At 64.6% G+C, this 1,438-nt stretch carries 2 protein-coding genes and 1 pseudogene; 1 reads left to right on the top strand and 2 read right to left on the bottom strand.

Translation table 11 applies throughout. The features are described from left to right. Nucleotides 1-358, bottom strand: a pseudogene (locus ABD844_RS52840) (hypothetical protein); the annotation flags it as partial. A 311-nt stretch (nucleotides 359-669) separates the two neighbouring features. After that, a complete protein-coding gene (locus tag ABD844_RS52835) occupies nucleotides 670-1,032 on the bottom strand; it encodes a hypothetical protein (protein WP_344897906.1) in 363 nt (120 codons plus the stop codon). 263 nt (nucleotides 1,033-1,295) lie between these two features. Here ABD844_RS52835 and ABD844_RS53555 point away from each other — a divergent pair. Continuing rightward, a partial coding sequence (locus ABD844_RS53555) for a GntR family transcriptional regulator (protein WP_425568812.1) occupies nucleotides 1,296-1,438 on the top strand: 143 nt, incomplete at its 3' end.

Raw genomic sequence — 1,438 nt, 5'->3', positions numbered from 1 at the left:
CAGCCGCGAAGTTCTCGCGCATGTTGCGGCGGGCGCGCACGGCGCTGGTGACGATGGCGACTTCGACGAACGCGAACAGCAGCAGCCGGAGCAGCCCGTCGAGGCCCAACACGTCCCCCGAGAACCGCCACATGCCCTGTGCGGACACGCCCGTGGCGATGGACGCGGCGACGATGGTTAGCACGTCCTCGACCGGGCGTGGCGTCACGTACTTGCGCCACGCCGTGCTGATCAGGTTCGTGATGCGACGCCCGATGCGGAAGGCCAGGACGATGACGACCAGGCCGAACGCACCGATCACCGCTGTAACGATGGGATGCGCTTCGGCCCAGGCGATCCCGTCGAGGACCGTGTTCATAGATGGCTCTCCTTGCTTTGTCAGCGGACCCGCTTACGAAGTATCCGATCCACTTCCATCCGAGGGTGCGATCATTTTCGGGCGCTATTTTCGCGGCCTGCACATCGCGGCGTGCAGGCGGGCGTCAATGCCCGTGCCAGAGACGCGGGTGGCACCGCATGCGAAGCAATCGAAGTGGCCGGGTGAACTGGCTGTCGGGCATGTAGCGCCGACGCTCTCCCACACCACCGCGTCGAAGGTTCGGACCAGACCGTGCGCCGGGCCTTTGATCACGTGGCAGAGTCCGCCGTCTGGTGCCCGATGGCGGAGGTTCATGCTGCCGCCCTCGCCTTCTTGGGAGGACGCAGCTTCTTGAGAAGAGCCTTGACGCGCGGGACACGTCTCCTGGCGGTGTATCCGCCACGGACGCCGATCACCTTGCGAATGGAGCCACCATTCGCGAGCAAGTCCATGGTGTCGTCGAGCACGGCGAGCCGGAAGCACGCTTCGCGAACCCAGCATCCGGAGCACAGGCCGCGAGCCTGCGCCAGCGTGGTGCCCTCCTTGTACCATTCGACGTCGCTCTTGCCCTTGCACGTGCCCTTGTCGGCGACCTGGGCGGCGAAGGCGCGGCGGTCGCGGGCGATCCTGGCCAGCAGGCGCAGCCTGGGCGCGTCGAGTCGATTTCGAGCCAATGACGGAGATGCCATGATGGTGGGCATCAGGTTGGCCTCCTCAGGTGTCTTTTCGCGAGGACGATTGGGTGGTTGCCTGCGGCGGCCTCCGGTGGTGCTACGCCGGGGGCCGCTTCCTTTTGAGCGAAAGAGCTTCGGGTGGTGCTACACCCTTTTGCATCGCGCAACGTGTATGTACTTCCTACTCCTCTGAATGATGTTCGTCAATGTGGATCTTGCTTAGGTAGCACCTAGTGCGCGGGTGGTACCACTAGAGTGGCTCCATGAGTTCCGCGAGCAACGAGAGCCTGTATCGCGAGGTGGCGCGCAAACTTCGCAACAAGATCAAGGACGGCGTCTACCCGCTCGGCTCCAAGCTCCCCACAGAGGTCGAGCTCGCCGAGGAGCTGGGCGTCAACCGCGTCAC

Source organism: Nonomuraea antimicrobica (assembly GCF_039536965.1).
In the GTDB taxonomy this organism is placed as follows: domain Bacteria; phylum Actinomycetota; class Actinomycetes; order Streptosporangiales; family Streptosporangiaceae; genus Nonomuraea; species Nonomuraea antimicrobica.
This window is presented reverse-complemented; position numbering and strand designations above follow the sequence as displayed.